The organism is uncultured Campylobacter sp. (assembly GCF_938045535.1).
Classification (GTDB): domain Bacteria; phylum Campylobacterota; class Campylobacteria; order Campylobacterales; family Campylobacteraceae; genus Campylobacter_B.
Genome location: NZ_CALIMQ010000210.1, coordinates 1 through 2,983, shown reverse-complemented (window position 1 = coordinate 2,983; position 2,983 = coordinate 1). Strand labels below are relative to the sequence as shown.

Sequence of the window (2,983 nt, the reverse complement as noted above, 5' to 3'; positions counted from 1 at the left end):
AAATTATGGGATTTGGATCTTTTCGATCTGGGCAAATTCGCCTTTGCTATTCGCAAAGAAAAAAACGGCAAAAACGTCTATTTCAACGCAAATCGTCATATCAATCCTTCGAATTTATGCGCAGATACCTGTAAATTTTGCGCATTTTCGGCGCACCGCAAGAGCGAAAACGCCTATAAGATGAGCGATGATGAGATCATGCGTATCGTGGACGAGACGGTGGCGCGCGGTACGAAGGAGATTCATATCGTAAGCTCGCACAATCCGTTCGTTGCGCCGCAGCAATATTTGGGAATTTTTAAAGCGATAAAACAAAAATATCCGCTTGTGCATATCAAGGCGATGACCGCGGCGGAGATCGATTACTGGCGGCGAAAGTGGAAGATGAGCTACGAAGAGACGATAGAACTGATGATGCAAAGCGGCGTGGATTCGATGCCCGGCGGCGGCGCCGAAATTTTTGACGAACGGATCAGGGATCAAATTTGCAAAGGCAAGGTCTCAAGCGAGCAGTGGCTACGTATCCACTCGCTGTGGCATGCGCGCGGGCGTCAGAGCAACGCTACGATGCTCTTTGGCCATATCGAAAGCCGCGCACACCGCATCGATCACATCTTGCGCATCCGCGCGCTGCAAGACGAGAGCCTAGCTCGCGCTAACGGCGGCGGCTTCAACGCCTTCATCCCGCTCGTGTATCAGCGCGAGAACAACTATCTGGACGTGAAGGGTTTTTTGGGCTCGGTCGAAATTTTAAAAACGATCGCGATTAGTAGAATTCTGCTCGACAACGTCGCGCATATCAAGGCGTATTGGGCGACCTCGACGTTAAGCTTAGCCCTCGTAGCGCAGGATTTCGGCGCGGACGATCTTGACGGCACGATCGAGAACGAAAGCATTCAAAGCAGCGCCGGCGCCGGCAGCAAAAAAGGACAGAGTAAGCGCGATTTTATCGATATGATCAGCACCGCAGGTTTCGTGCCCGTAGAGCGCGACAGCTTGTATAATCAAATCGAAATTTACGAATAAATTCTAAAGGAGGAGCAAGTGGAGAAATTCTTTCATCTCGCCGCGGCAAAAACGTCGGTAAAACAGGAGCTTATCGCAGGGCTTACTACGTTTTTGGCGATGATTTACATCGTGCCAGTAAACGCTAACATTATGAGCATCGCAGGCATGCCCTTTGACGCGCTGGTTACGGCAACCGCGCTTATTACGATAATCGCGACGCTATTTAATGGGCTTTTTGCAAATACCCCCGTTGCGCTTAGCGTCGGCATGGGGCTAAATGCGTATTTTACCTTTGCGTTGTGCGTGGATGCGAAGATGCCGTGGCAGAGTGCACTTGGCATCGTAGCGATAAGCGGGGCGCTTTTTACCGTGCTTTCGTTTACGAACTTTCGAGTTTGGGTTATCAAATCTATCCCACTTGATCTGCGTCGCGCCATAAGTGCGGGTATCGGGGCTTTCATCTGCTTCATCGGACTTAAACAGATGGGCGTCATCGCGCCTAGTCAGGCGACGCTAGTAACTTTAGGAAATTTAAAAGATCTAAACGTTTTACTTGGAATTTTAGGCTTAGCGGTAGTGCTGGTGCTCTTCGTGCTTAGAATTAAGGCGGCGTTTATCTTAAGCATTTTGATTACTTCGTGCGTTGCGTGGGTGGCTGGAATTTCGCCCGCACCACATGGCATAGTAAGCGCGCCAAGCGGCATAACGCCGATATTTGCTAAGCTAGATATCCCCGGAGCGCTAAAGCTCGCGTTCGTACCTTTTATAATCACATTTTTCGTTACGCATCTATTCGATAGCATCGGTACTCTAACCGGCGTGGGAAACCGCGCGGGGCTTTTTGGAGAGAATAGCAAAGACGGCATGAAAAAACTATCTAGAAATTTAACCTCCGATGCGATAGGCAGCGTTGCGGGCGCCGTTATAGGAACGAGTACGGTTACTGCATTTGCTGAGAGCGCCAGCGGAGTAGAAGCGGGCGGCCGCACGGGGCTTACCGCGGTATTTTGCGCTATATTTTTCGTGCTGACGCTGTTTATGCTACCGCTATTTAAGGCGATCCCCGCAAATGCGATCTATCCGATCCTCGTAATGGTCGGGGTTTTAATGTTTAGCGAGCTTGGCAAGATCGATTATAGCGACGCGGGAATTCTAATCCCTGCGTTTTTTATAGTATTTTTGATGCCCTTTACCTACTCGATCACCAACGGCTTAAGCTTCGGCTTTATTGCTTATATCGTAGTTAGACTCGCTCAGCGCAGGATAAAAAATTTAAATTTCGGCGTTTTGACGCTTGGATTTATCAGCGTTTTAGTATTTTTAATGCATTAAATTTTAAGGAAAGATATGAGATTTTATAGTTTTGACGAGATGGACCGCGACGCAAGAGTTATAGCAAAGCAGGTTAGGGACGAATTTATGCCCGATGCAATCGTGGCGATCGCTAGAGGCGGGCTCACATTCGGTCATGCACTAGCCAACGCGCTTGATATGCGGACGATATTTTCGATAAATTCCATCCACTACGCAGATACCAAAAAGCTCGACACCATCGACGTTTTCAACGTGCCCGATCTGGAGCTTTACAAGCGCGTGCTGCTGGTGGACGATATCATCGACAGCGGCGACAGTATGGTCGAGATCAAGCGCGTGCTGCTGGAGAAATTCCCGCAAATAGAGCTTAAAACCGCGGTGATTTTTTACAAACCCAAGGCGCTCATCCAGCCCGATTTTAAAATTTCAAAGACGGATGAGTGGATAAATTTCTTTTGGGAAAATTATACGATAGAGGAATGAAGCGGCGCGCGGTTAAATTTAGCGGCTAAATTTTAAATGATTCGGCGGCTTAAATTTTATAAATTTCGGCCGTAAAATTTAGGCTGTAAATTTAAAGCGCCCGCAGCGAGGTTGAGAGTGAAGAAGCTTTATCAAAACGAAATTTTCGTAATCTCCGTAATGTGCCTGTTTCAGGGCA

At 48.1% G+C, this 2,983-nt stretch carries 3 protein-coding genes; all 3 read left to right on the top strand.

Going from position 1 to position 2,983, the window contains the following annotated elements:
• A partial coding sequence (gene mqnE / locus Q0095_RS06425) for an aminofutalosine synthase MqnE (RefSeq protein ID WP_297882443.1) occupies positions 1–1,026 on the top strand: 1,026 nt, incomplete at its 5' end.
• 18 nt (positions 1,027–1,044) lie between these two features.
• Complete coding sequence (locus tag Q0095_RS06420) at positions 1,045–2,340, top strand: NCS2 family permease (RefSeq protein WP_297882441.1); 1,296 nt, start codon at positions 1,045–1,047, stop codon at positions 2,338–2,340.
• A 15-nt stretch (positions 2,341–2,355) separates the two neighbouring features.
• Positions 2,356–2,805, top strand: a complete 450-nt coding sequence (locus tag Q0095_RS06415; RefSeq protein WP_005871628.1) for a phosphoribosyltransferase family protein — start codon at positions 2,356–2,358, stop codon at positions 2,803–2,805.
• Positions 2,806–2,983: the final 178 nt, after the last annotated feature.